Source organism: Paenibacillus sp. Soil522 (assembly GCF_001428245.1).
Lineage (GTDB): Bacteria > Bacillota > Bacilli > Paenibacillales > Paenibacillaceae > Pristimantibacillus.
The window spans coordinates 12,282-34,062 of record NZ_LMRV01000057.1; the positions used below are offsets into that span (position 1 = coordinate 12,282).

A 21,781-nucleotide genomic window follows, 5' to 3' on the forward strand; every position below is an offset into this window, starting at 1 on the left:
GAAGATCTACGAAAGAACGGTGACCATCAGTCGTGCATAGAAAATTGCGTCTTCGCAACCGTGAAGACTTTAGCCGAATTTATCGAGGCGGTAAATCGTTTGCGAATGGGCAATTCGTCGTCTATTGGTCTAAGCAGCCATCGGCGGAGCCGTTTCGCCTCGGAGTATCCGCGAGCAAGAAAATAGGAAATGCGGTTGTGCGCAACCGGATGCGCCGAATGATTAAGGAAATCGTGCGTCATCAAGCAAATCGGATCGTTCCAAAAACCGACTTCATACTAATAGTAAGAAAACCGGCTACGATGATGAAGATGAAGGAAATGGAGAAGAGCGTTCTTCATGTATTGAAGAAGGCCGGCTTGCTGAAGAGCTCTGGTCATGTGAAGGAGAAGCAGGCAGATTAAACGTTATTCTGCAGGCTTTCTTTGCGTACCTGAAAAATGATATGCAGCATGAGTGAAGAAAGCGGATGCATGTACAGTCTCGTTGTTTCTTTGTCCCATAAATTATGGTATAGTCTAGAATGGAAATATAATAATGTATAAGATGTACAGAACCTATATTTCAAGCCCGAAACATATGCTGTGCCGCAAGAGTATGGCCATAGCCGTTTACGTTTGAAATATAAGCAGGTATAAGCTTAACTTCTATACATAACTTATATTTCATCGCGAAACAAGCTTTTGCCGCTAGGATGGCACCAGCCGTTTACGCTTGATGTAATGGCTCTCAGAGAGGAGTTTTAATGTTGTTGTTCTGGACTAAAAACAAGAAATGGATTTTAGTGCTTGGTCTTGTTCTGTTGATGGGTGTGCTCGCAGGCTGTGGCGCTCCAACAACCAAGACGACGGAGACTGCTGATTTATTGCACGGAAACTTCTGGGAGAAAAACGTCGTCTATTATTTTGCAATTACGCTTGATACGTTCGCAGGCTGGTTTGGCGATTCCTACGGACTTGCTATATTGCTTCTGACGATCATTGTAAGAACTCTGATTTTACCGTTAACGCTTAAGCAATACCGCAGCTCGAAGGCCATGCAGGCTTTGCAGCCGCAAATGGCTGAGATCAAGAAGAAATACAAGGATAACCCGCAGAAGCAGCAAGAGGAAACGATGAAGCTGTTCCAGACGAATAAAGTTAATCCGATGGCAGGCTGCTTGCCGCTTATTGTTCAAATGCCGGTCTTTATCGCGCTTTACAACTCGATTTACATGAACCCTGATATTCGTGAGCATACGTTCCTTTGGTTTGAGCTTGGTAAAAGCGCTAACGAGGGTGGCTGGACCTATTATTTCCTCCCGCTCCTGGCTGCCGCAACGACTTTCATACAGTCTAAGATGATGCAGAAGCAGCAAACTCAAACGATGCCGGGCATGGGTATGATGCTGGCGATTTTCCCAGTGCTTATTTTTGTTATGGCGATCTCGTTCCCAGCAGCGCTTCCGCTATACTGGGTTTACAGCAACATTTACACAATTGTCCAAAACTACTTCCTGTACGTTCGTTCATCTGACAAGGGTAAGGAGGCCCCTGCGAAATGAAGAAAATCGTTGCATCGGGGAAGACGGTAGAAGATGCTGTACGTAACGGACTAACACAATTGCAAGTAACTGAAGACCGCGTTAAACAAATTGTGCTGGAGCAGCCCACTAAAGGTTTTTTTGGACTGTTTGGCGCAAAGGAAGCGAAAGTCGAGCTTGAGCTTATTCCCGATCCTATGCTGGAAGCGGAGAAATTTCTCCGTGAAGTAGCTGGTACGATGGGCCTGCAAGTGAATATCGATCGAAAGCAAACAAGAGAAGGCACTCATCTGGCCGTATCTGGCACCGGGGATCTTGGTATGCTGATTGGACGTCGCGGACAAACGTTGGATGCATTGCAGTACTTGGTTAATATTGTGGCTAATCGTTACTCAGACAGTCATTTGCGTATCGTACTTGATGCAGAGGATTTTCGGGAGCGCCGCCGCAAGACGTTAGCGGATTTATCCGATCGTTTGGCGGGACGAGTCATTCGCACGAGGAAAGAAGTTGTCCTCGAGCCAATGTCACCGCATGAGCGCAAAGTGATTCATTCGCAGCTGCAGAACCATCCTAAGGTGAAGACGTTCAGTAAGGGCGACGAGCCGAATCGGCGAGTTGTCATTGCGCTGAGGCAATAAGGTATACCGTTTAAATATATACGAATCTATACGCTATCCACAGCAATGGCTCATAATGGTCATTGCTGTTTTTCCATTTGAGAGGTGCTGACAGCAATGGTACATGATACGATAGCAGCTATTTCGACAGCGGTCGGAGAGGGCGGCATCGCCATTATTAGAGTAAGCGGACCGGAGGCAATTTCCGGAATCGCAACGGTTTTTCGTTCGAAAATAAGTCTGCAGGATGCAGAAACACATACGCTGCATTATGGACATATCATTGATCCTTCGTCGGGCGAAGAGGTAGAGGAAGTGCTGGTGACGCTAATGCGCGGGCCTCGCTCCTTTACCGCGGAAGATGTCGTTGAGATCAATGCGCATGGCGGCGTCATTGCCGTCAAGAAAGTGCTTGATGTCGTATTGCAGCTAAATGGCTACCGTACAGCGGAGCCAGGAGAGTTCACGAAGCGAGCTTTCCTGAATGGCCGGATTGACCTGATGCAGGCGGAGGCCGTTATCGATTTGATCCGGTCAAAATCGGATCGCGCTTTTTCCGTTGCCCGAAAGCAAGCGGAGGGAGTTCTGTCGAAAAGGATTAAGGCGTTAAGGCAGACAGTCATTGAGCTGCTTGCCCATATTGAAGTAAACATTGATTATCCGGAGCATGACGTTGAGGAAATGACGAGCTCGTTCATTCGTGACCAATGCGATTCTGCTATTGATGAAATAGATCGTCTGCTAAAAACGGCGAATGAAGGCAAAATATTACGAGAAGGCATCGTGACGGCAATTGTCGGACGCCCGAATGTCGGCAAATCATCTCTTATGAATGTGCTGACGCAGGAGAATAAAGCGATCGTTACGGATATCCCGGGAACGACCCGGGATGTCATTGAGCAGTTTGTTGCATTAAACGGAATTCCGCTTCGACTGCTCGATACTGCTGGCATTCGCGAAACATCGGATGTGGTTGAGCGAATTGGAGTCGAGCGTTCGCGAAATGCACTAGAAGAAGCGGATCTTATTTTGTTGGTGCTTAACAATAATGAGCCATTGCAAGCAGAGGATCGTGAGCTGCTGCAGCAATTGAAGGATCGACCCGTGATTGCAATCGTAAATAAGACTGACTTACCGCGTCAATTAGAAATTGAGGTGGTGGAGGAGTCGATTTCTGCCGATTCGATTGTGGGAATGTCGGTTCTTGAGGAAAATGGACTCGATCGACTAGAGAAGACAATAAGTGAGATGTTTTTTGAGGGTCAGCTCGAATCAGGCGATTTGACTTATGTCAGCAACGTTCGACATATTGCTTTGCTGAAACGTGCGCGGCAATCGCTGGTTGATGCAATAGAAGCGTCGGACGTGGGTATTCCGATTGATCTTATTCAAATCGATGCGCGTTCGGCATGGGAGTCGCTTGGCGAAATTCTCGGCGACGAAGCCGGCGATTCATTGATCGACCAAATTTTCTCGCAGTTTTGTTTAGGGAAATAAATGGAAGCAGGCTTTCCCGCCAAATTTAGTTTATGCTTATGAGAGTATGTTGTATGAGATAGGCCATGTTGAATGGTTAAAGACCGGTTTGCTATGCAAGCCAAGCCAAGCTTGCGTTACTTTGACGGTTTTTCTATGAAAACCTTAGATAATGGTTACGAAGTGAATTTTCTGCAAAAACCGAGCTTTTGCTCTACGGTTTTTCTACAAAAACCGAGTATTTTTTCAAAATGCTGGACTTCTACAAAAACCGAGTTTTTGTTTAGTAATGTAGGTTTTCTGCGAGAACCTTAAAGGAGGGTATAGAACAATGGGATATGTAGCTGGAGAATATGACGTTATTGTCATTGGAGCGGGGCATGCGGGCTGTGAGGCTGCACTTGCTGCCGCGCGTATGGGCTGTGAGACGCTGCTGCTTACGATAAACTTAGACATGGTTGCTTTTATGCCATGTAATCCATCGATCGGAGGTCCGGCCAAAGGTCATGTCGTACGTGAAATTGATGCGCTTGGCGGCGAGATGGGACGCAACATCGATAAAACGTTTATACAAATGAGGATGCTCAATACGGGTAAAGGGCCAGCTGTACATGCTCTGCGCGCACAAGCTGACAAATTTGATTATCAGCATCTAATGAAGAAGACAATTGAGGAAACTCCACATTTGACGCTGCGCCAAGGTATGGCGGAGGAGCTCATCGTTGAAGATGGCAAATGCTTAGGAATTTTAACAAAAACAGGTGCAGAATATCGTGCGCGTACGACCGTTGTTACGACAGGCACCTATTTGCGCGGCAAAATAATTATGGGCGAGCTGATGTACGAGAGCGGTCCGAACAATCAACAGCCTTCGGTCAGACTATCCGCAAGCTTAAAGGAAAATGGTTTGGAGCTCGTACGTTTCAAGACAGGTACGCCGCCGCGCGTGCACAAGGATACGATTGACTTTTCCAAAACCGAAATTCAACCTGGAGACGACAAGCCTAAATTTTTCTCGCATGAAACGGAGTCGTCTTCCAATGAACAGCTTCCTTGCTGGTTAACGTATACGTCGGAAGCGACGCATAAGATTATCAATGATAACCTGCATCGTGCCCCGATGTTCTCGGGTGCCATTGAAGGAACGGGTCCTCGTTATTGCCCATCCATTGAAGATAAAATTGTACGTTTCGCGGATAAGCCAAAGCACCAAATCTTTTTAGAGCCAGAAGGTAAAAACACATCCGAATACTATGTGCAAGGACTCTCGACAAGTATGCCTGAGGATGTACAGTTGGGTATTTTGCGTTCTATTCCAGGTTTGGAAAAAGTTGAGATGATGCGTAACGGTTATGCCATTGAGTATGATGCCGTAGTGCCAACACAGCTGTGGCCATCCTTGGAAACAAAGGTGATCGATAGTTTGTTCACTGCTGGACAAATTAATGGAACCTCCGGCTATGAAGAAGCTGCAGGGCAAGGCGTAATGGCTGGAATTAATGCTGCACGCAAAGTACAAGGAAAAGAACCGATTATCATAGGCCGCTCTGAAGGCTATATCGGGGTCATGATTGATGATCTCGTTACGAAAGGCACAAACGACCCTTACCGCTTACTTACTTCAAGAGCTGAATATCGTTTGCTGCTCCGTCACGACAATGCAGATTTACGTTTAACGCCAACTGGCTATGGTATCGGTCTTATTTCAGAAGAACGGTACAATAAATTTTTGCGTAAAAAAGAGCTTGTTGAAATGGACATTGAGCGTTTGCGCGCAACAAAAGTAAAGCCGGATCAAGTTAATGAAATGCTGACTGCTGCCGGTACGGCCGCAATGGAGCATGGGACAGATGCCTTATCCTTGCTTCGCCGTCCTGAAGTAACCTATGCGATGATTGAAACCATCGTTCCATCCGTTCCGGAAATGACTGAGGAGATGAAGGAACAGGTTGAAATTCAAATCAAGTATGCGGGCTATATCGAGAAACAGCTGGTTCAGGTTGAGCGGTTGAACAAAATGGAGAAAAAGCGGATTCCAGATGATATCGATTATAACGATGTACGCAGTCTAGCTTCGGAAGCGAAGCAAAAGCTTACTCTTATCCGCCCGCTTTCTATCGGTCAGGCATCCCGTATTGCCGGAGTAACGCCTGCCGATATATCAATCCTTCTTGTTTACCTGGAGCATTACAATCGTGTCACAGCAGCAAGGGGTTCGTAATATGGATGAAACATTGCAATGGTTTGCGAAACGAATGGAGGAGAGCGGAATTCCGCTCTCAACCGTTCAGCTTGAACAGTTCGAGCTCTATTACCGGTTGCTTGTGGAGTGGAATGAAAAAATGAATTTAACCGGCATTACAGAAAGAGATGCTGTGTATGAAAAGCATTTTTATGATTCCGTATCTCTTTCCTTCTACATGAATATGAACAGCGTGCGAAAGCTCGCTGACATTGGATCGGGTGCAGGCTTTCCCAGCATTCCTTTGAAAATTTGTTTCCCTCACATACAGGTGATGATTGTTGATTCTTTAAACAAAAGAATTCAGTTTCTAACGCATTTGAAGGAGCAGCTTGGTTTAGAACAGGTTTTATGTCTTCATGGCCGGGCAGAAGATATTGCGCAATTGTCAGAGCACCGCGATAGCTATGATTTAGTAACAGCAAGAGCAGTTGCACGTTTGAATGTGTTGAATGAATTTTGTTTGCCTTTTGTGAGGAAAGGCGGATTGTTTGCCGCGATGAAAGGCTCGCAGTCTGATGAAGAAGTGCGGGAAGCATCTTTTAGCCTAAGAGAGCTGAAGGGGAAAATCAAATCGCAGCATCAGTTATCCCTTCCAAACGAGCAATCCGAACGCCATATTATTTTAATAGAGAAGGTAGAAGCTACTCCTCGTAAATATCCTAGAAAAGCAGGAACTCCACTTAAGCAGCCGCTTATTTAGTTGTTAAGGAATGTTCCACGTGAAACATTAAAATGTATATACATGTTTATGACAATCGAAAAATCGCTATATTTAAAGAACAATTATTCATTCTAAAGAAGTGTCAAGCAGGAGAACGTTTAGCCATAGTCGAATTATTAATATAGATGAAGAGACTGGACGATATCGGTAGGCGAGCGAATACAATTACTGCTGTCCTGTGAAAGCAGGTAATGTGTAAGATGCATAATCTATGCATTTAATAGTGGTCATTACCTATACATGGCAATATTTTAGATGATGCCTCTCCAATCATTACCGAATCAATTTGGTTATGGATGTTAGCCATGCAGTTGACGATTATTACCTGAGAGAGGTTCTAGCGACCTAAAATAATCCAATTGGCAATGAACCAATCTTACTGCTGAAGCGTATTTATTGCAAAAACCTTGTAATTGCTTTTTAATAGAATGATAGCATGTTAAGGTGTTTGAACGATTAGACATGCTTGCATTTTATGTGAAACGCATGGTTTCTGTTGTGAGATGGAAATAATGGTTTCATTTAAAGCGATTAGAAGCAAGGTTTATCTCATGACCGGGTGGTAATTATCGATATGAAAGAACAATTTTCTCGATTGTTCGGCCTGTCCGAGCAGCGCATACCGCAAGATGAAGTTCGACAAATACCGATTCATGAGATCGATCCGAGCCCTTTTCAGCCTCGTACGATTTTTGATGACGACCGTATTGAAGAGTTATGTCAGACGATAAAAACGCATGGTGTTATTCAGCCTATCGTTGTTCGTATGCGTAACGGAAGATATGAGATTATTGCAGGGGAACGCCGTTGGCGTGCCGTAACTAAGCTTGGGTATGATACGATTCCAGGCATTGTTCGTGAGTTCAACGATTCACAGACGGCATCGATTGCTTTAATCGAAAATCTTCAGAGGGAAAATTTGTCGGCTATTGAAGAGGCGATTGCTTATCAAAAATTGATAGAGCTTCATCAGTTAACACAAGAAAGCTTAGCTCAGCGTCTTGGTAAGAGTCAATCGACTATTGCCAACAAATTACGGTTGTTAATGTTAAATGACACGATTAAGACGACCTTGATGGAGCGTAAAATTACGGAGCGGCATGCACGAGCGTTATTGTCGTTAGATAATGAAGAAATACAGCTTAAGGTTTTAGAAGAGATTATAACAAAAGATTTAAATGTTAAGCAAACAGAAGTTAGAATAGCCTTCTTAAAGGAATCGACAAAATTGAAAAAAGCTAAGCGTATTTCTTTCACAAAGGATGTACGATTGGCGCTTAATACAATTAGACAATCGATTGAAATGGTTTCTGGCTCTGGGTTGCAAATTAAAACGAACGAAAAGGATAATGATGATCATTATGAGATCATCATCCAGATCCCTAAACGATAAAGGTTGAATATCTAAATTGCAATAATTTTATACTCATTTAGTGCCGTCCTCACTGAGGGCGGCGATGCCATTTGTAGCTGAATTTTTATTTTCGTATAATCATTAAGTGTAAACGTCTGACGCCTTCTTTGGGCTGCAAATCTCGTTTTGCGGTGAAATATAAATATCGTGTACTCTTCGTGTGTATACTTGCTTATATTTCAATAAATTAGCACATAAAAGTTGTACACATAGAGGTGAGCCGGTTTTGTCGAAAATTATTGCTATAGCCAATCAGAAGGGCGGTGTCGGGAAAACGACAACGTCTGTCAATTTAGCAGCCTGTCTAGCATCACTTGGGAAAAAAGTGTTGTTAGTTGATATTGATCCACAAGGGAATACAACTAGTGGACTTGGTATTAATAAGGGTGATGTAACCAATTGTATTTATGATGTTCTTATTAATGATGTCCATCCTAAAGATGCGATGTTTGATACAAGCGTTCAAGGCTTGAAAATCATTCCGGCTACGATTCAACTGGCTGGCGCGGAGATCGAGTTAGTACCTACGATATCCCGAGAGCTTCGTTTGAAAAAATCTTTGCAATTGGTTAAGAATGAATTTGATTATGTTCTCATTGATTGTCCTCCTTCACTCGGTATTTTGACGATCAACTCTTTAACCGCAGCTGATTCGGTTCTTATTCCTATACAATGTGAATATTATGCGCTAGAAGGATTGAGTCAACTATTGAATACGGTTCGACTCGTTCAGAAGCATTTGAATACATCCCTTCAAATCGAAGGCGTCCTTTTGACGATGCTGGATGCAAGAACAAATCTTGGAATTCAAGTTATTGAAGAGGTCAAAAAATATTTTCAACAAAAGGTTTATCAAACGATTATTCCGCGTAATGTTCGTTTAAGTGAGGCACCGTCACATGGCCAAGCTATTATCACATACGACCCGCGATCTAAAGGTGCGGAAGTTTATCTTGAACTTGCAAAGGAAGTGATTATGTATGAGCAAGCGGCTAGGTAGAGGGCTGGATGCGCTTATCCCATCGCTTTCTGTGAATGATGATGATAAAGTGATTGAAATTTCATTATCTCAATTGAGACCCAATCCATATCAGCCAAGAAAAACTTTTGACGAGGATTCCATTAAAGAGCTAGCAGAATCCATCAAACAGCATGGTATCATTCAACCGATTATTGTTCGTACAGTGCTGAAAGGCTACGAAATTATAGCAGGAGAAAGACGGTTCCGTGCTTCTCAATTTTGCGGAAATGCTACGATACCTGCAGTTGTGAGATCATTTACTGATCAACAGGTCATGGAAATTGCATTAATTGAAAATCTTCAGCGTGAGGATTTGAATGCTATAGAGGTCGCTGTTGCTTATCAAGCTTTAATCGACAAGTTCAAGCTTACACAAGAAGAGTTGTCAATGAAGGTTGGTAAGTCTCGCTCGCACATCGCTAACTTTGTTCGTTTGCTTTCACTGCCTGCAGAAATTAAGGATAATGTTTCACGTGGAACAATTTCTATGGGACATGCAAGAGCGTTGGTTGGTATTAAGGATGAAAAAGCTCAGAAGGAATTAGCCGATCTAACCGTTTCCTTGGATTGGAGTGTGCGTGATCTCGAAGAGGCCATTCAGAAGCTGGATACGAAGCAGCCTGAAGATAAAACAAAGCCGAATCAAAGAAAACGCGATCCATATATCGACCATCTGGAAGAGTCGTTGCGCGAGCGGTTTAAGACGACAGTTAAAATTAAACAGCAAAAAGATAAAGGTAAAATTGAGCTTCAATACTATAGCAAACAAGATTTGGAACGATTGCTAGAGTTGCTTCAGTACATGGCGTAAGTTATACCAAACAATGGCATACCTAAGTTGTAATCTTGCTTTTGAAAGATTAAACTAAGGTATGCCATTGCTGTGAGTCGGGAGTAGGAAAGGTGTGGGAATCATGAATAATAATGAACAGTCGGTTATTTATTTGGATCATGCGGCGACCTCTTGGCCTAAGCCGCCGGCAGTAACGGAGGCCGTTGTAAATGCTATGCTGAATGATGCAGCTAATCCGGGAAGAGGTAGCCATGCTATGGCTGTGCGGGCAAGTCGTATATTGTTTGAAACACGTAAGCAGCTAGCCAAGCTGTTTAACATAAAAAATCCGAATGATATTGCATTTACCTCCAATACGACAATGTCACTCAATATGGCGATCAAAGGGTGGCTTAAACCGGGAGACCATGTCATTGCGACTTCCGTTGAGCATAATTCGGTAAGACGGCCGCTTTATTTTTTGGAGCAAACAATTGGCATTGAAGTAACCTACGTAGAATCCGATGAACGTGGAAATCTAAATATAGATGACGTTGCTAAAGCGATTCAGCCAAATACAACTTTGGCTATTGTTAATCATAGCTCAAACCTGTTAGGAACTATTATGCCGGTGGCTGATATTGCGGAGCTCGCAAGAAAGCATGGGATTAAGCTTCTTGTTGACGCCGCACAAAGTGCCGGGATTATTCCTGTAGATGTGAGATCGATGGGGATTCATATGCTTGCTTTCCCTGGACATAAGGGCTTGCTTGGTCCGCAGGGGACAGGAGGGCTGTACATCGATCCTGAGATGGACTTGCTGCCGCTGTTGCATGGAGGGACTGGAAGTCAATCAGAGGCACGTGAGCAGCCTCAAGTTAGGCCGGATAGATACGAGGCAGGCACGCAAAACACACCAGGCTTGGCAGGACTTAAAAGTGGTGTTCAGCATGTATTGAATGAGACGGTACAGAACATCCATACTAAGGAATGGGCTTTGACGCAAAGACTTATTGAAGGACTTTTGCCTGTGAATGGCGTTAAGCTTATTGGACCGGAACTCGGTGAACAACGAACTGGAATCGTGGCTTTTAATCTTGAGGGCATTGATCCATCAGAGCTGTCTTTTATATTGGATCAGCATTACCGGATCGCCGTGCGAGCAGGCTTTCATTGTACACCGCTCGCACATGCATGCGCAGGAACATCGGCAACAGGAGCTATTCGTGCTAGTGTTGGCATTTATACGACGGAAGCGGAAATCGATGCTTTAAAGGATGCCATAAAGCAAATAGCACAGCAATATGGGGTTTAGCAATAAATTGGGGGCGGAACAACAACGATGGAAGACTGGACATCAAATCCGATGAATGCTGTTACAATAGGCTTAGCTTTATTTGTCATCATTTTATTCATTTGGATAGCGATCATTGGCGGGCGGCTGAAAAAGCTGCGAAAGCAATATACAGCGGTCATGGGGAACACGGGTGTGACGAATATGGAAGACATCATCATTGAATTGAAGGAAAAGCTAGCCGAGCAGCAGCATGCGAATGAACAACTGAAGGCGCAGGTAAGGGAAGTTCAAATGTCGTTGCCTCAGCAAAAAGGAAAAATTGGCATCATACGATATAATGCTTTTGCCGAACATGGTAGTGATCTCAGCTTCTCCATAGCCTTTGTAAATGAAGAGAAGGACGGTGCAGTCTTTACTGGTATTCATAACAGGGAAAATACGTATGTTTATGCAAAGCCGCTTGAAAAAGGGGATTCACCGTATCAGTTAACGCCGGAAGAGCGTAAAGCCATTGTAGAAGCCAAATAAGATTGTACAGCAAGAAGTTTAGATGTTATCAGCGGCAGCAGTTTGCTCACGAACGTTTGAGTTGAGAAGAGCGTTGTTCGCAATTGCTGTAAATAAGCTGAGTGAAATAATGTCTGACATCTTCATAACAAGGTGGAGCCGAGTGTTTTGGAGCACGAAATATTCCATAAAGCCGCCGACGTTTACAATACCGGTAATATGAATGTCGCCTACAGGAGGAAGATCCTTGTTGACGCCGGCGCCAGGACGAACAGGACCAACTCCAACTTGAATGCTGCCTACGCTGGATACTTGGCCTAGGCAAGCATCAATTCCGATAACGAACGGTTTATGGAACCGGCGGTTGATTTCGATCAGAGTATCATCCAGGTTCATAGCGTGAACGGGATTCTCTAATGTGCCGAATAACGAAAAGTGCGAGCTGCGGTACTTGGATAAAGAGGTTCCAATTAGCGGCCCTAAAGCATCGCCGGTGGAACGATCCGTTCCTACACAGACGACGACGATTGGGCGGTTATCGGCCATTTCTTCCAGCATGGTGGTAAGGCGGTTAACCAGCATGCCGATTACGTTAACGGTAGTATAGGGTACCTTCAAAGGCGTCTCTTTCATAAATGGAAGCTTCATAGAATCCCTCCGATAATGCCGATATGTTACTAGTATATGGATGGGACAACCATTTTATACGTCAGATAGTTTGATATTTGTGATTAAGCTTACGAAATCAGTTTGTATACAAACTCAAGTGGAGGTCTTGCCCGTGTTAATTGCTTTTGATTCAACTCAGCAGGCATTGCGCGCCGAGATGCTGCTCGAGTACGCAGAAATTGAAATTGACATCTGTCCCACGCCAAAGGAAATAACGGCAGGCTGCGCATTGTCGATTCATTTTCCGGAAGATGATTTAACCATGGTGAAGGAAGTCATTGAGCAAGAAAACGTGGAAATTAGAGGCATATTTAGAGCCATACAGGCTGGCTATGAGCAAATAGAAATGTAAATAGAAGCCAGGAAAGTAAGGGAGGAATAGCGGTGTCATTCAATGAACGGTATAATAAAGTTATGGAATGGTTGACAGATAACGAGCTATGGCTAGCCTTTGGAAGTTCAGTACTACGCGTAGCTTTATTTTTACTTATCGGTCGTTTAGTCGTGTGGATCATACATAAAACCATAGATCGGGTCATCCTAGAGCGTGAGAGCAAACGATTGCCAAACCATACCCGAAGAATGACAACGGTAGGGAAGCTTATGAAAAATGTAGCTTCGTATGTTGTTTACTTTATTACGGTCATGCTCATCCTGTCCGAATTTGGCATTAATCTTGGGCCATTGCTTGCAGGAGCAGGAGTACTGGGGCTAGCAATTGGATTTGGCGCTCAAAGCTTAGTGAAGGATATTATTACAGGCTTTTTTATTGTGCTGGAGGATCAATTCGCTGTTGGGGATGTCATTCAGACGGGACAATTTAAAGGGACGGTAGATATGATCGGACTTCGTACGACCCGCGTGCAAAGCTGGACAGGTGAGGTTCATATTATCCCAAATGGGATGATCAACGAAGTTACGAATTTCTCCGTTAATAATACGATCGCTGTAGTGGATATCACGATAGCGTTTGAGGAAGAAGTCGATCGGGCTTTGGATGTTATCCGCCATACGATGATCACGTTGCGGGATGAGAATCTAATTAATGCGCCTGAAGTGCTCGGCATACAAGCGATTGCTCCAACAGGGGTAACCATACGTGTTATTGCGGAATGTCGGCCGAATACGCATTCGATCGTATCGCGTACGCTGAATATGGAGATTAAGAAAGCGTTAGATGCTAGCGGAATTGAAATTCCATATCCTCGAATGGTAACTTATCACCGCAATGAAAAGGGAGGCGGAATTAATGGAGCGTAAGCAATTTGAGCTTGGCGATGTCGTTCAAATGAAAAAACAGCATCCATGCGGCTCCAATGAGATGGAGATCATTCGAATGGGGATGGATATCCGCATCAAGTGTGTCGGTTGCAAGCATAGTGTTCTTATACCGAGAGCGAAATTTGAAAAAAACATGAAGAAGGTACTCCGGTCAAAAGCAGCTGAAGATGGTCTAGCTGAAGCCTAACTGCAGCGCTTAAAAATAATTTGGGACAAGTACTTGCGTGATTACAGGCTCTATGATATTATATTTTTTGTGTCAACAACACGCGGAGAGGTACCCAAGAGGCCCAAGGGGGCTGACTCGAAATCAGCTAGGCGTGTCAAAGCGTGCGTGGGTTCGAATCCCACCTTCTCCGCCATAAACATTAAACAGACAAACGATTCGGTCACCGAATCGTTTTTTTTATTTATATGGCCAAATAAGGAGGCGAGCCAATTGAGCACACCGAGGCTGCCATTAACGGATGATGAGCGTAAGCGGTTAAGACAAGCGAGGATTAAGCTTGTAGATGTGGCAAGGTACAAACCGGAGGAATTAAGCATTAGCTTAAATGTGCCGACAGGAAGAGCGAACTTATTAGCAGCACTTGCAAAGTTTCAAGCGGTGCCTTCGATTGGCCCAAGACTTGCTGAAAATTTAGTCGAGCTGGGCTTTTATTCATTGGAGCAGATCAAAACCGGAGGAGAGACCGGAGCACAGCTTGTAGAACGCTTGGAGAGGCTGCACGGGGTTTGGATGGATCCATGCGTTGAAGACGTAATGCGGCTTGCTGTTCATCATGCAAACGTTCCTGGCAGCGATAAGCAATGGTGGGACTTTACAGCGGAGCGGAAAGCATACCGAAAGCAGCACGGTTATCCGGCTGATCGTCCAAGCAAGGCATGGCATGAATAGGAATGAAAAGAAGAGGACTCTCTCGAGCCCTCTTCTTGACGGTGGTTGATGGCTTTAGTCTGATTATTTCTCACTACAAGCATTTGAAACCTTGGAGCTTTCATTCGTCAATCGGAGCAAATCAGCAAAAGCTTCATTGATTCCTTTTGAGCACAATTATACGTATCCGCTTAAACGGTTTAACGTATAGATGCTCGAATGCGCGTGTGTTACAGACGAGTGTCTTTAGCACAACCCTCCGCTTCTATACTGCGTGAACGAATCCTCCGATGCAAAACGAATCGAACCGTCTGAAGACGGGACATTCGTTATCGCTTGACCAAATGGTTCAAGGGAACCACACCTCTCTTACACCGTCGATAATATAATGACCGAAGCAGCGCCATGATATTCATGATGCCCGACAAAAAAATTAATGATCCATGCGTTTCCATTTACGCTCGTGGTTGGTCGTCTCCGGGAAGCGCTCACCCTTGCCGAGCTTAACCTTTTTCGGGTTTTGAATGCCCATATGAAAAGAATTTACTCCGTCCTCGATGTATGTTCCATCATTGGGAGCCCTGTCTCCCGGTGAAAAAATCGTACCTTCACCCATCATGATCATCCTCCAGCTTATAATTTAAGCGGACAGATAAGAATGTCTTATCTCGCTATAGCCGTAGTATTTGCAGCGAATGGGAATTGCATAAGTAGCAGATAACGGCTATAAAGCTTTGTATCCAAATTCGTTTCTACGCTCCAACATTAAGCATCTGTCATTTTCTCTTGTCATAGGCGATTAGATTTGATATAGTATAGAGATGCGAGCAGAAGCTCGTTCCTTGCTCCATTTATGGGGCCGTTAGTCCAAGAGGAGGTGAAACAATATGCGCAAATATGAAGTAATGTACATCGTTCGTCCAGACGTTGAGCAAGAAGCCTTGCAAGCGATCGTTGACAAATTCCATGGCATTATCTCCAACGGCGGAGAGGTCACAAAGCAAGATGTGAGCGGAAAACGTCGTCTTGCGTATGAGATCAATAAGCTTCGTGATGGTTACTTTGTTCTGGTACATTTCAATGCAACAACTGAAATTGTGAATGAACTTGACCGTATCATGAAGATTACGGATGAAGTAATCCGTTCGTTGATCGTCAGAGACGTCGCTTAATCCACGCTGGATTGTTCGATTGGGAGGTCAGAAACGATGTTGAATCGTGTTATACTAATTGGTAGATTGACGAGAGACCCAGAGCTTCGCTATACGCCTGCAGGCGTTGCGGTTACACAATTTACGTTAGCGGTAGATCGTCCGTTTACGAGCGGAGGTCAAGGTGAACGTGAAGCGGATTTCATTCCGGTTGTAACATGGCGTCAACTGGCCGAGACTTGCGCCAACTACTTGCGCAAAGGCCGCTTAACAGCGGTTGAAGGCCGTATTCAGGTGAGGAATTACGAGAACAACGAAGGCAAACGCGTCTACGTGACGGAAGTTATCGCTGATAACGTTCGGTTCTTGGAATCCAACCGTGAAGGCGGAGGCTCGCGAGAAGAAGGCGGAAGCAGCTACAGCGGCGGTACAAGCAGCGGCGGAGGATCTTTCGGCGGCAACGCTTCCCAAAGCGGCGGTAACCGGCCATCTGGTAATAACTCACGTAACGACAGCCGTGATCCATTCCAGGATGACGGACGCCCGATTGATATATCAGAGGATGATTTGCCATTTTGATAACGGAGTAGCTTCTACTTTGTTTATCAATGGAGCGGTTACGCAGCCTTTATTGAGAGATAAAGCCGCCCGCGTAACTGTAAAATTTTCAACGATAAGGAGGATACTATCATGGCTTTCAAGCAAAGAGATAACGGCGGCGACGAGCGTCCAGAGCGTAAGTTCAGCGGACGTAAAGGCGGACGCAACAAACGTCGTAAAGTGTGTTTCTTCACTGTAAACAAAATCTCTAAAATTGACTATAAAGATGTAGATTTGCTGAAAAAGTTTATCAGCGAGCGCGGCAAAATTTTGCCACGTCGTGTGACTGGAACAAGCGCGAAATACCAACGCTTGCTTACAATAGCAGTTAAACGTTCACGTCAAATCGCATTGCTTCCTTACACGACTGAATAGGTCGTTAGGTGAATATGCAAGAAACGGAGGAGCCTGTCACCAAGGGCTCTTTTTGTTTTTTACTGAGAGCCCGTGTTTATACGGGCTCTTTTTGTTGCATGCTAATTCAATGGGTAAAGAAAGGGGTGCGTATGCGAATGCAGTTTATTTTTTATTTAGCACTCATTATCATATCCACGAAAGTAGCCGGGCATTTGTCTGTAAGGCTGGGGCAGCCTGCCGTATTAGGCAAGCTGCTTGCGGGTATTATCCTCGGACCGGCGTTATTAGGCTGGGTTCATCCTGACGATTTCATTGATCATTTTGCAGAAATAGGCGTGCTTCTGCTTATGTTTATAGCAGGCCTGGAAACGGATCTGGATCAGCTGCGCCAAAACTGGAAGGCTTCCTTTGCTGTTGCGATAGGCGGAATCATCCTGCCCTTTGTTGGCGGCTATGCTGTAGCTGCTGCACTTGGCATATCGAATACAGAGGCACTGTTCTTAGGTTTGTTGCTGTGCGCTACCTCTGTCAGCATTTCCGTTCAAACGCTTAAGGAAATGAATCAGCTTAACTCTAGAGAAGGTACTACGTTGCTTGGGGCTGCGGTAGTGGACGACGTCGTCGTAGTTGTGTTGCTGGCGGTTATGATGAGCTTGCTCGGGGCAACCGACAATGTTTCCATTCCGGTTTTGGTCGGGAAGAAGGTATTGTTCTTCATAATTGTTATCGCGGCTGGAATATGGGTAATTCCCCAAGTTATAAAGCTGTTCGCTCGCTTTAAAATTACGGAAGCAGCTATGAGCGCGGCCTTAATCATTTGCTTTGCATTTTCTTATTTTGCCGAGATGATGGGAGTAGCCGGCATTATCGGAGCGTTTGCAGCCGGAATTGCGATTTCACAAACGTCGTTTAAGCATGAAGTGGAGTCGAAGGTCGAGCCGATTGCCTATACGTTATTTGTTCCGGTCTTCTTCGTAAGTATAGGTCTAAACATTACTTTTGTCGGTTTGGGCAGCCAACTTGTTTTTATTGTACTATTATCCCTTGTTGCCATTGTTACGAAGCTGCTTGGTGGAGGTTTAGGCGCAAAACTGACTGGATTCAATAACCGCTCATCACTTGCGATAGGTGCAGGGATGGTATCCAGAGGAGAGGTAGCGCTCATTATTGCGGCAGCCGGCTTAGAGTCAGGGCTCTTGTTGCCTCAATATTTCACCTCGGTCGTGATGGTCGTTATCGTGACAACGCTTGTCACACCGCCTATGCTAAAGCTCGTTTTTCCAAACAATCAACAAGCTGGAAGCTCGAAGGAGCAGGATAAGTGAGCTGCAGATACTTTCCCGCAGTACAAAGAAAAGAACAGTATCCTTCATCAGTAGCATAATCGTTCTGTGCATCATAGTTCATAACGGTTGTACTGAGAAAGCAAATTATTATGGTGGCATTAAAAAAAACAGATTTTCAAGAAAAGTCCGATTTAAATTTAGAATTAGTCCATGAATTTAGGGGTCATAGTGACAATTGGGGAGCTGTGTTTTTTGTGCCTCTAGAGTCGTTCAAGCAGATTAAGCTTGATCGCGATCTAGAGCGAGTCAGACAGCGTTACATGCAGTCAACAAAAGCTGAGCTTGTAAATCATCTTATCCGGTTAGAGCAGTATGTAGCGCAGCAAAATCAGATCTGGTTGAAGAATGAGTTTGAAAAGTACCAATGATATAACACAAAAAGGTGGTTGCTCAAAAGGCAATCACCTTTGTTAAACTCGCAATAACTTTAGTTTTCCAAATAGCGGTATAATGTAGTTTTGCTAATTCCTGTTTCTTCTTTAATCTGAGCAAGACTAAATTTTTGGCTTTGATACATAATAATAGCACGTTTCACATTCTCATCTGCCTTACGGGGACGTCCAGACTTCATTCCTTTTTGTTTAGCCTCATACAGACCTTTTTTAGTATTCTCACTAATGACGTCGCTTTGAAATTTCAACAAATGATTTACGCTATCTTGAAATGAATAGCTAGATGCAGTTGAAGGATTAGTATTTACCCCTTCGCTAATTGAATAAAGATAAGCCTGTTTTTCATTTAATTGATTTAATAATTCTGCTAATTGCCGCGTGGAATCTGCAAATGAGAATAACTTTGCAACCACGATAGTATCCCCTGGTTGAAGTTCGTTAATCATCCACTTTAATATTACTCTTTTTTTAGGGGATGAATGCTCTTCAGTGAAAAAGCGATCACATTTTTGGTCTTTCATTATCTCCATCTGGATTTCACAACATAAATCATCTTGATTAGGTCTCACATAGCCAATAAACATAACGTGTTCTCCCTAACTACATAAGTTTTTTTAAAAGCATATCATCAATCAGACCAAAAAGGTTCCTTTTTGGTCTGATTGATGATATGCTTTATTTGCCTAATTCGGAACCTGACTTTTATGAGAGTTAAAAGTCACAAAAAAATAAATAAGGAGTGAAAGTAAACGTGATTGAAACAATTAAAAGGGAATGGTTCTCTAACATAAGGGGGGATGTACTTGCCGGAATTGTTGTAGCATTGGCTCTTATTCCTGAAGCTATTGCCTTTTCAATTATTGCCGGTGTCGATCCCATGGTTGGTTTATATGCATCTTTTTGTATCGCAGTGATTATAGCTTTTGTAGGCGGTCGCCCAGGTATGATTTCTGCCGCCACTGGTGCAATGGCACTGCTAATGGTCCCACTAGTGAAAGAGCATGGATTACAGTATTTATTGGCAGCAACTATACTCACTGGGATTATACAGCTTATTTTTGGGGTATTCAAGATCGCAAAGGTAATGAAGTTTATACCAAGAGCAGTCATGATCGGATTTGTTAACGCGCTGGCCATTTTAATATTTATGGCACAGGTCCCTCATTTTGTAGGGATATCGACTTTGACTTATTTATTTGTCGCTATCACTTTGATTATTGTATATGTATTGCCTAGATTTATTAAAGCAATACCGGCTCCTCTTATCGCTATTATTGTCCTTACAGCGACTGCTATCTGGGGGGATTTAAATTTAGGAACGGTAGGAGATTTGGGGAAAATCACTCAAACCTTGCCTTCATTCTTTATTCCAGACATTCCGTTTAACCTTGAAACCTTACAAATAATCTTTCCTTACTCTATTGCTTTAGCTATTGTCGGACTATTAGAATCGTTACTCACATCATCTATCGTTGATGATATGACAGGAACGGAAAGCAATAAAAACAGAGAATCCAGAGGACAGGGTATCGCGAATATTATAACGGGTTTCTTTGGCGGCATGGCCGGGTGCGCCATGATCGGGCAGTCTGTAATTAACGTCAAATCAGGAGGCCGCGGCAGATTATCCACTTTGGTTGCTGGACTGTTCTTAATATTCCTAATTCTTGTATTAGGTGGGTTGGTTGTACGAATACCTATGCCTGTTCTAGTTGGGATTATGATTATGGTATCGATAGGCACGTTTGATTGGTCTTCATTTTCATATTTGCGAAAAGCTCCAAAGACGGATGCTCTTGTTATGTTGACAACCGTAATTATCGTTGTGGCAACGCATGACCTCTCCAAAGGAGTTATAGCTGGAGTAATTCTTAGCGCAATCTTCTTTGTGGCAAAAATCTCAAAACTAGAGGTTAGAAAACGACAGGGCAGCAAAGAGGAAATATATGATGTAACAGGTCAATTGTTTTTTGCCTCAGTAGAAGGATTTATAGAAGCCTTTAACTTTGACACCACAGATACAAAGATAATTATTGATTTCTCTAATGCACATATTTGGGACGATTCTGGCGTAGGCGCGGTAGATAAAGTAGTCATAAAATATCGTGAAAACAATAATCATGTCACGATTAAAGGACTAAATGCATCTAGTAAAAAAATTATAGATAAATTAGCGGTATACCAGGATACAAATGCTCAATTAAAAACACACTAAATCAAGGGGAGAGATGCACATGTATCAACGTATCTTACTAGCTGCTGATGGATCAAAAAACTCGATTCGAGCTGCTCAGGAAGCCGCGAAAATTGCATCATTAATACCAGATTCCATTGTTGAAATTCTGTTTGTGGCGGACCTGTCCAAAATAAAAAATGAAGTTCTCCATTCTCAGAATCATGAAGAAATAGAAATGAAACGAAATCAAAAGTTAATCCCAGTTAAAGATCTGCTCTCCGAAAAAAATGTGAGTCATCAAACAAAGATTATTACGGGGGATCCTGGTCCGGCAATTGTTGAATATGCAAACAATGAAAGAGTGGATTTGGTCATTATAGGTAGCCGTGGGTTAAATGCATTGCAGGAATTTGTCATGGGTAGCGTCAGTCATAAAGTTGTTAAGAGGGTACAGTGTCCAGTAATTGTAGTTAAATAACAATGGGGAAGTGAATCATTACAATGTGAAAATAGAGTCTGTAAAATTCTTTGTGTAAACTCCAAAACCTATTAAAATAGGAATTAGACGAAAGGTTGGGAGAACACATGGGACTTTGGACAAAACAGCAGCTACGAGCTTTCATTAAGGAGAATAATTTGGTCACAGCTAAGGACGCTCAGGATGCGCTTAAGGATCTCTTCGCCGAGACGATCCAGGAAATGCTGGAGGCTGAAATGGACACTCATCTGGGCTACGAGAAACATGATGTGAAGACCAAAACAACATCAAATAGCCGAAACGGGAAGAGTAAGAAAACCGTGGTAAGCGAGTATGGTGAGCAAGAGATTTCCGTRCCTCGCGACCGTCTTGGTGAGTTTGAGCCRCTTGTCGTGAAGAAGCATCAGTCGAACGTGACTGGCATTGAAGATCAAATTATTGCTCTTTATGCGAAGGGAGTCAGCACACGTGAAATCCAGGATCACTTGCAGAATATGTACGGCATCGARGTCTCTCCTACGCTGATCTCGAACGTGACCAACAAGATCRTACCGATGATCAAGGAGTGGCAGAATCGGCCGCTGCAAGGCGTCTAYGCGGTCGTATTTCTCGATGCYATYCACTTCAAAGTAAAGCAAGACGGCGCCATTGTAAACAARGCGGCGTAYATGGTCATTGGCATCGATCTGGACGGCAACAAGGACGTACTGGGCATGTGGATTGGTGAGAATGAGTCCGCCAAGTTCTGGCTCAGTGTCTTAAACGARCTTAAAAACCGCGGCGTTCAGGACATTCTCATCACCTGTGTAGACAACCTGACCGGCTTCTCTCAAGCCATTGCGGCCTGCTATCCAGAGAC

26 protein-coding genes and 1 tRNA gene are annotated in these 21,781 nt (G+C 43.8%); 24 read left to right on the forward strand and 3 right to left on the reverse strand.

The window, feature by feature from the left end; all coding sequences use genetic code 11:
- Positions 1-32: 32 nt before the first annotated feature.
- The 11 genes from rnpA (at position 33) to ASG81_RS19375 (ending at position 11,616) form a co-directional block, all read left to right on the forward strand.
- The gene (gene rnpA / locus ASG81_RS19325; RefSeq protein ID WP_056637861.1) at positions 33-404 is read left to right on the forward strand and encodes a ribonuclease P protein component; all 372 of its coding nucleotides are present in this window, start codon (positions 33-35) and stop codon (positions 402-404) included.
- 341 nt (positions 405-745) lie between these two features.
- Complete coding sequence (locus ASG81_RS19330; protein ID WP_056637862.1) at positions 746-1,543, forward strand: YidC/Oxa1 family membrane protein insertase; 798 nt, start codon at positions 746-748, stop codon at positions 1,541-1,543.
- On the forward strand, positions 1,540-2,163 hold the full coding sequence (jag, locus tag ASG81_RS19335; protein WP_056637865.1) for an RNA-binding cell elongation regulator Jag/EloR: 624 nt from the start codon (positions 1,540-1,542) through the stop codon (positions 2,161-2,163). The genes ASG81_RS19330 and jag overlap by 4 nt, the downstream gene beginning before the upstream one ends.
- A 96-nt stretch (positions 2,164-2,259) precedes the next feature.
- Positions 2,260-3,639 carry a tRNA uridine-5-carboxymethylaminomethyl(34) synthesis GTPase MnmE gene (gene mnmE, locus ASG81_RS19340; RefSeq protein WP_056637868.1) on the forward strand — a complete coding sequence of 460 codons (1,380 nt, stop codon included), beginning with the start codon at positions 2,260-2,262 and terminating at the stop codon, positions 3,637-3,639.
- A 310-nt stretch (positions 3,640-3,949) separates the two neighbouring features.
- Complete coding sequence (mnmG, locus tag ASG81_RS19345) at positions 3,950-5,839, forward strand: tRNA uridine-5-carboxymethylaminomethyl(34) synthesis enzyme MnmG (RefSeq protein ID WP_056637871.1); 1,890 nt, start codon at positions 3,950-3,952, stop codon at positions 5,837-5,839.
- 1 nt (position 5,840) lies between these two features.
- Positions 5,841-6,563, forward strand: a complete 723-nt coding sequence (rsmG, locus tag ASG81_RS19350; RefSeq protein ID WP_056637874.1) for a 16S rRNA (guanine(527)-N(7))-methyltransferase RsmG — start codon at positions 5,841-5,843, stop codon at positions 6,561-6,563.
- Positions 6,564-7,158: 595 nt separating this feature from the next.
- Positions 7,159-7,977 (forward strand): nucleoid occlusion protein, encoded by an 819-nt coding sequence (gene noc / locus ASG81_RS19355; RefSeq protein ID WP_056637877.1) that lies wholly within the window; start codon positions 7,159-7,161, stop codon positions 7,975-7,977.
- Positions 7,978-8,224: 247 nt separating this feature from the next.
- Positions 8,225-8,998, forward strand: coding sequence for a ParA family protein (locus ASG81_RS19360; RefSeq protein WP_056637880.1), 774 nt, complete (start codon positions 8,225-8,227; stop codon positions 8,996-8,998).
- Positions 8,979-9,830 carry a ParB/RepB/Spo0J family partition protein gene (locus tag ASG81_RS19365; RefSeq protein WP_056637883.1) on the forward strand — a complete coding sequence of 284 codons (852 nt, stop codon included), beginning with the start codon at positions 8,979-8,981 and terminating at the stop codon, positions 9,828-9,830. The genes ASG81_RS19360 and ASG81_RS19365 overlap by 20 nt, the downstream gene beginning before the upstream one ends.
- Before the next feature lie 103 nt (positions 9,831-9,933).
- Positions 9,934-11,106: an aminotransferase class V-fold PLP-dependent enzyme gene (locus ASG81_RS19370; protein WP_056637925.1), complete on the forward strand. Its 1,173-nt coding sequence runs from the start codon at positions 9,934-9,936 to the stop codon at positions 11,104-11,106.
- A 27-nt stretch (positions 11,107-11,133) separates the two neighbouring features.
- Positions 11,134-11,616 (forward strand): DUF4446 family protein, encoded by a 483-nt coding sequence (locus ASG81_RS19375; RefSeq protein ID WP_056637886.1) that lies wholly within the window; start codon positions 11,134-11,136, stop codon positions 11,614-11,616.
- Between the two features lie 18 nt (positions 11,617-11,634).
- On the opposite strand, the gene yyaC is transcribed toward ASG81_RS19375, so the two are convergent.
- Positions 11,635-12,243: a spore protease YyaC gene (gene yyaC, locus ASG81_RS19380; RefSeq protein WP_056637889.1), complete on the reverse strand. Its 609-nt coding sequence runs from the start codon at positions 12,241-12,243 to the stop codon at positions 11,635-11,637.
- Between the two features lie 133 nt (positions 12,244-12,376).
- Here yyaC and ASG81_RS32875 point away from each other — a divergent pair, with 133 nt between their 5' ends.
- The 5 genes from ASG81_RS32875 to ASG81_RS19405 all read left to right on the forward strand — a co-directional run bounded on the left by ASG81_RS32875 (position 12,377) and on the right by ASG81_RS19405 (position 14,443).
- A complete protein-coding gene (locus tag ASG81_RS32875; RefSeq protein ID WP_268795797.1) occupies positions 12,377-12,616 on the forward strand; it encodes a DUF3343 domain-containing protein in 240 nt (79 codons plus the stop codon).
- 32 nt (positions 12,617-12,648) lie between these two features.
- Positions 12,649-13,524: a mechanosensitive ion channel family protein gene (locus ASG81_RS19390; RefSeq protein WP_235548936.1), complete on the forward strand. Its 876-nt coding sequence runs from the start codon at positions 12,649-12,651 to the stop codon at positions 13,522-13,524.
- Positions 13,514-13,732 carry a DUF951 domain-containing protein gene (locus tag ASG81_RS19395; protein WP_056637892.1) on the forward strand — a complete coding sequence of 73 codons (219 nt, stop codon included), beginning with the start codon at positions 13,514-13,516 and terminating at the stop codon, positions 13,730-13,732. Before ASG81_RS19390 ends, ASG81_RS19395 begins: the two co-directional genes overlap by 11 nt.
- 84 nt (positions 13,733-13,816) lie before the next feature.
- Positions 13,817-13,907: transfer RNA gene (locus tag ASG81_RS19400), tRNA-Ser, on the forward strand.
- 77 nt (positions 13,908-13,984) lie between these two features.
- Entirely contained in the window at positions 13,985-14,443 is a 459-nt protein-coding gene (locus ASG81_RS19405) for a helix-hairpin-helix domain-containing protein (RefSeq protein ID WP_056637895.1), read from the forward strand.
- Positions 14,444-14,855: 412 nt separating this feature from the next.
- Here ASG81_RS19405 and ASG81_RS19410 read toward each other — a convergent pair whose 3' ends face one another.
- Positions 14,856-15,038, reverse strand: coding sequence for a YjzC family protein (locus tag ASG81_RS19410; RefSeq protein ID WP_056637898.1), 183 nt, complete (start codon positions 15,036-15,038; stop codon positions 14,856-14,858).
- 271 nt (positions 15,039-15,309) lie between these two features.
- Here ASG81_RS19410 and rpsF point away from each other — a divergent pair, with 271 nt between their 5' ends.
- The 5 genes from rpsF (at position 15,310) to ASG81_RS19435 (ending at position 18,244) form a co-directional block, all read left to right on the forward strand.
- Positions 15,310-15,594, forward strand: coding sequence for a 30S ribosomal protein S6 (rpsF, locus tag ASG81_RS19415; RefSeq protein WP_056637901.1), 285 nt, complete (start codon positions 15,310-15,312; stop codon positions 15,592-15,594).
- A gap of 36 nt (positions 15,595-15,630) precedes the next feature.
- Complete coding sequence (gene ssb / locus ASG81_RS19420) at positions 15,631-16,152, forward strand: single-stranded DNA-binding protein (protein WP_056637904.1); 522 nt, start codon at positions 15,631-15,633, stop codon at positions 16,150-16,152.
- A gap of 111 nt (positions 16,153-16,263) precedes the next feature.
- Entirely contained in the window at positions 16,264-16,548 is a 285-nt protein-coding gene (gene rpsR / locus ASG81_RS19425; RefSeq protein WP_056637907.1) for a 30S ribosomal protein S18, read from the forward strand.
- Positions 16,549-16,685: 137 nt separating this feature from the next.
- The gene (locus ASG81_RS19430) at positions 16,686-17,855 is read left to right on the forward strand and encodes a cation:proton antiporter (protein ID WP_056637910.1); all 1,170 of its coding nucleotides are present in this window, start codon (positions 16,686-16,688) and stop codon (positions 17,853-17,855) included.
- Positions 17,856-17,965: 110 nt separating this feature from the next.
- Positions 17,966-18,244: a hypothetical protein gene (locus tag ASG81_RS19435; protein ID WP_056637913.1), complete on the forward strand. Its 279-nt coding sequence runs from the start codon at positions 17,966-17,968 to the stop codon at positions 18,242-18,244.
- A 59-nt stretch (positions 18,245-18,303) separates the two neighbouring features.
- Here the strand turns inward: ASG81_RS19435 and ASG81_RS19440 are convergent, their stop codons facing one another.
- Positions 18,304-18,852 (reverse strand): recombinase family protein, encoded by a 549-nt coding sequence (locus tag ASG81_RS19440; protein WP_056637916.1) that lies wholly within the window; start codon positions 18,850-18,852, stop codon positions 18,304-18,306.
- A gap of 167 nt (positions 18,853-19,019) precedes the next feature.
- Here ASG81_RS19440 and ASG81_RS19445 point away from each other — a divergent pair, with 167 nt between their 5' ends.
- From ASG81_RS19445 to ASG81_RS19455, 3 genes are all read left to right on the forward strand, one after another.
- Positions 19,020-20,483, forward strand: coding sequence for a SulP family inorganic anion transporter (locus ASG81_RS19445; protein ID WP_081417439.1), 1,464 nt, complete (start codon positions 19,020-19,022; stop codon positions 20,481-20,483).
- Between the two features lie 19 nt (positions 20,484-20,502).
- Positions 20,503-20,922, forward strand: coding sequence for a universal stress protein (locus ASG81_RS19450; protein ID WP_056637922.1), 420 nt, complete (start codon positions 20,503-20,505; stop codon positions 20,920-20,922).
- 107 nt (positions 20,923-21,029) lie between these two features.
- The coding region (locus ASG81_RS19455; protein WP_155971661.1) for an IS256 family transposase at positions 21,030-21,781 on the forward strand (752 nt) is incomplete at its 3' end.